The organism is Streptomyces sp. NPDC050704 (genome assembly GCF_040654355.1).
In the GTDB taxonomy this organism is placed as follows: Bacteria; Actinomycetota; Actinomycetes; order Streptomycetales; family Streptomycetaceae; genus Streptomyces.
Map to the genome: position 1 here is coordinate 1 of NZ_JBFAHW010000245.1, position 4,009 is coordinate 4,009.

Annotated in this window: 4 protein-coding genes and 1 pseudogene; 3 read left to right on the forward strand and 2 right to left on the reverse strand. The window is 66.4% G+C overall.

What is annotated here, in order from left to right; genetic code table 11:
- Positions 1-97: 97 nt before the first annotated feature.
- Positions 98-298: pseudogene (locus AB0I18_RS51670) on the reverse strand (LysR family transcriptional regulator); the annotation flags it as partial.
- A 203-nt stretch (positions 299-501) separates the two neighbouring features.
- Between AB0I18_RS51670 and AB0I18_RS51675 the strand changes: the two are divergent.
- The 3 genes from AB0I18_RS51675 to AB0I18_RS51685 all read left to right on the forward strand — a co-directional run bounded on the left by AB0I18_RS51675 (position 502) and on the right by AB0I18_RS51685 (position 2,755).
- Complete coding sequence (locus AB0I18_RS51675; protein ID WP_363112826.1) at positions 502-1,236, forward strand: SDR family oxidoreductase; 735 nt, start codon at positions 502-504, stop codon at positions 1,234-1,236.
- Between the two features lie 118 nt (positions 1,237-1,354).
- Entirely contained in the window at positions 1,355-1,978 is a 624-nt protein-coding gene (locus AB0I18_RS51680) for an NAD(P)-binding domain-containing protein (protein ID WP_363112827.1), read from the forward strand.
- 480 nt (positions 1,979-2,458) lie between these two features.
- Positions 2,459-2,755 carry a hypothetical protein gene (locus AB0I18_RS51685; protein ID WP_363112828.1) on the forward strand — a complete coding sequence of 99 codons (297 nt, stop codon included), beginning with the start codon at positions 2,459-2,461 and terminating at the stop codon, positions 2,753-2,755.
- 548 nt (positions 2,756-3,303) lie between these two features.
- Here the strand turns inward: AB0I18_RS51685 and AB0I18_RS51690 are convergent.
- Positions 3,304-3,693 (reverse strand): serine/threonine protein kinase, encoded by a 390-nt coding sequence (locus tag AB0I18_RS51690; RefSeq protein ID WP_363112829.1) that lies wholly within the window; start codon positions 3,691-3,693, stop codon positions 3,304-3,306.
- Between the last annotated feature and the right edge of the window lie 316 nt (positions 3,694-4,009).

Sequence of the window (4,009 nt, forward strand, 5' to 3'; positions counted from 1 at the left end):
ATGGTCGAGACGTGTCGAGTTGTCCGTCATGCCCTCAGGCTGCTGCTCTCTCGGGGCGGCCGCAAGGGTCTGGCCGGGCGCGTCGCCCACCGGAGGCCAGCAGTTGTCGGCCCGCGTCGGTCAGCGCTACGCCGTGGCGATCCCTGGTGAACAGCGAGGCGCCGAGATCCTTCTCGAGCGCGCGGATCTGCCGGCTGAGCACCGGCTGCGCGATATGCAGCTCATCGGCGGCGCGGCCGAAGTACAACCGGTCGGCCACGGCGGCGAAGTAACGCAATCTGCGCAGGTCCAGATCCATGGCACCACCCGGTCCGGTGATGCCTTCAGGGCATCACCACGGTTAAAAGAGGTCTTGGACACCCACTCAGGCGAATGGCAACCTGAATAGGTACCTGGCTGAAGCGAATTCGGCACAAGAATTCGACATCGGAACTTGATAGCAGGGCCCAGGCCCAGAATGAGCACACCTTTTCGGATGCCCATCAATTCAATGGAGTGATCGTGGGAAAGCTCGATGGCAAGGTAGCGGTGATCACCGGCGGATCCACCGGCATGGCACTGGCCGGCGCCAAACTGTTCGTCGAGGAAGGAGCGCACGTCTTCATCCAAGCCCGGCGGCAGGAAGCACTGGACGACGCCGTCAAGCTGATCGGCCGCAACGTCACCGCCGTCCAGGGTGACGCGTCCGACCTGGACGACCTGGACCGCTTGTACGACACCGTCAAGCGAGAAAAGGGCTCGATCGACGTGCTGTGGGCCAGCGCCGGGATGGGCGAACCTGCCGTCCTCGGCGAGATCACCGAGGAACAGTTCCACAGCGCCTTCTGGCTCAACGCGCGCGGCACCCTGTTCACCGTGCAGAAGGCACTGCCGCTGATCAACGACAACGGCTCGATCTTCATGACCGGATCCAACGCCTCCCTCGGCGCATTCCCCGGCTGGAGCCTCTACGCGGGAAGCAAAGCCGTCCAGCAGGCCTGGGCCCGCGTCTGGCTCAACGAACTGCGCGACCGCAAGATCCGGGTCAACGTCCTGACCCCCGGCCAGGTCGCCACCGCCAAACAGGAAGAACTGTTCGACGAGGCAACCAAGGCCGCATTCGAGTCCCTCATCCCCCGCGCAAAGATGGGCCGCCCCGAAGAAATCGCGACCGTCGCCCTGTTCCTCGCTTCCGACGACTCCAGCTACGTCAACGGCCTGGAACTGGTCACCGACGGCGGCACCACCGCCATCTGAACCACGCGCCAGGAATGCCGCGGCAATTGGCCCAGAAACATCGCGGCCGACGCCCTGCGCCTGACCCGGCACGAACGAGACAGAGCAACACAAGCGAGAACAGAAAGAGAGACACCTCATGAGTAGCATCACCCTCATCGGTACGGGGAACATGGCCCGTACCATCGGCACACTCGCGGTGGCAGGCGGCAACACCGTCGAGGTCATGGGACGCGATCAGTCCAAGGCCGATGACCTGGCCAAGGCTCTGGGTGGCGGCGCGACGACGGGCAAGTGGGGCGCCGTCCCAGCCGGGGACATCGTCATCACGGCCCTGTTGTACGACGGTGTCGTTCCGGTCGTCGCCGAGTACGGAGACGCCCTCGCGGGCAAGGTCATCGTCGACATCAGCAACCCCTTCAACGCCACGTTCGACGGACTGGCCCACAGCGAGGAGACCTCGATCGCGCAGGAAGTCGCCAAGGTGGCCCCGGCCGGCGTCAGCGTGGTGAAGGCGTTCAACACCATCTTCCGTAATGTCCTGGAGAAGGGCCGGCCCAACGTCTTCATCGCCGGCGACAATGCGCAGGCCAAGGCAGGCGTGGCGGCATTCATCGAGAGCCTCGGGCTGCGCCCGCTGGACGTCGGCGGCCTGAAAATGGCGCACTGGCTGGAAGGAATGGGCTTGGTCACGATGGGCCTTGCCGGCAACGGGGTTGGCCACTGGGACTTCGCCCTCGGCGTCAATGAATTCACCGGCTGAGCCCCGAGGTCGAGCAGTCGGCGAACAGGGCGCCGCGCGCCCTGACAATGGTTAATGGATCACCGAATCGCTGATGTCGGATATCAATGTTGGCGAACGATCCTGCTCGAGGAGACTTTCGCGATGAAGCTCGGTTTCGTGATTCCCATGGTCGGGCCCGCCGTCAGCGGCGCCCCCTGAACCGCTCCGGGATCGGTGGAGGCTCTATGCGTTGACTCCAGCCGCCGGTTGGGGCTGGAGCTGAGCGTAGTGGTTGGTCTCGTATTGCGTCCACGTCACAGACCCATGCCTTCCACCCAGCCCCTCCGTCCGCAACCGAGCGGTGGGTGCCCCTTCGATCATGGGCCCGACCACGCCGGACCATCACCCCGACCACGGCAAGTCAGGTCAGCGCGCTACGACGCCTTGCCGGCCTCGCTGTACGAAGGCCCGGTGAGCAACCGCGGGCCCGTTGTCAGTGGCGGATGGAAGGCTGGTCGGATGAACGGAGACGAGCAACTGCTGCGCGGCCGGGTGTACGGCCACGACCACGACGACCCCGACCCCGGCCCGTTGCCGCACCGGACGTATGCCGCGCTCATAGGCGGGCCGCTGGACGGACTGCTGCTGGACATCACGGGATGGCGACCGGAGGAAGTCGACGACGGCGCCGCCCTGTCCACCGAGTTGTCGCGGTGGCCCGGCGGCCGCGCGCTGTACGACCCGCACCCCGGCGAACCCCGCACACTCGGCCCGGGTGTGATGTGCCGCTTCCACTACTCCGGCGACACACCCTGACCGTCGCCCTGACCATGACCCCGAGCACCCCGACCACGGTTGTTCAGCGCGGTACCGACGGAAGCGGACCGCGGCTCGTCCTGAGCGTCGGTCAGGTCCTGGGGAAGTCGTACGAAGTTGCCACGAGGCGAAGGCTCCGTCGGCGTAGCCGCTGCGGTAGTGCAGCAGCGCGTCAGGGACGACCGCCTCGCCGTTGCCGAGCGAGTGGGGCGGACGGGACCGCAGCCGTCGTCCGCCGTCGCGAGCGGTCCATGGCGACGATGTCCAGCACCCCCGAACCCCGGGTACAGGACATCGCCCTCATGTGAAGGGCGCTCTGTCAGCGTCGGGGTGAAGGTGTCGACCGGCAGGGCGCGGTCGGCGTCCGTGCGGACCCGGTCGGCGAGTTGGGCGAGGACCTTCCTCGGGCCCAAAGCCGATGCGGGCGGCAGGGGCGCGCAGCCGGCGGCCGGTGTCGGCAACAGAGACGAGAAGACCGCCACCTCTTACGAGGCAGCGGTCAGGCTCGTGTCATTCCTGCTCTGGGCAGGGCCGTTTGAAGGCGGGCCTTAACAGGGCGTCTTGTCGTACCAGCTGGTCGAACCGTAGTGGCCGCCCCAGAACACACAGCTGGAGTTGTACTTGATCGGGCCCGCATAGGTGCCGAACTTGCCCACATCAGCCCTGCTGTAGCCGGTCTCGTCGCCGATCCAGGCGCCGATCTCGACCGAGTTGCCGATGGCCGATCCGGTCTTGAGGGTGGTGATACAGGCAGTCGTACCGTTACGGAGCAGGTAGACCGTCGCGTTGCCCAGATTGTGCGAGCCCCGGACCGTGTATCCGCTGCCACAAACCCCCTGCGGAGTGGCCGCGCTCGCCGTGCCCGCGAGCCCGAGGGTGGCGCCCAGTGCCAGGGCCGTGCTCGCCACGCCGACGGCAGCGGCTCTGCTTTTCAGCATACTCGTTCCCCTCCCCTTAATGATCATGGACCTGACCATAGCAGCACCCGTCGTTCGAACCAACAGGGATTAGCGCACACGACCGACGGTGAGTCAGGTCGTCAAGGGCGCACTCCAGGTAGAAGCGACTGGTTCGGCGACGGCGACACCATCACCGCTCGCCGCATGCGGCGGAACCGGATCCAGGATTCGTCCTCTGCTGGGTGCGGAACCGTCGCTGCCGCGTGCGTGTTGCCAGGGGCGGGGGCGGTGCACGTACGGCTGCGGGACGCGCACCAACGCCCGGAGGCGGAGCGGCTGTTGACGCTGGCAGAGC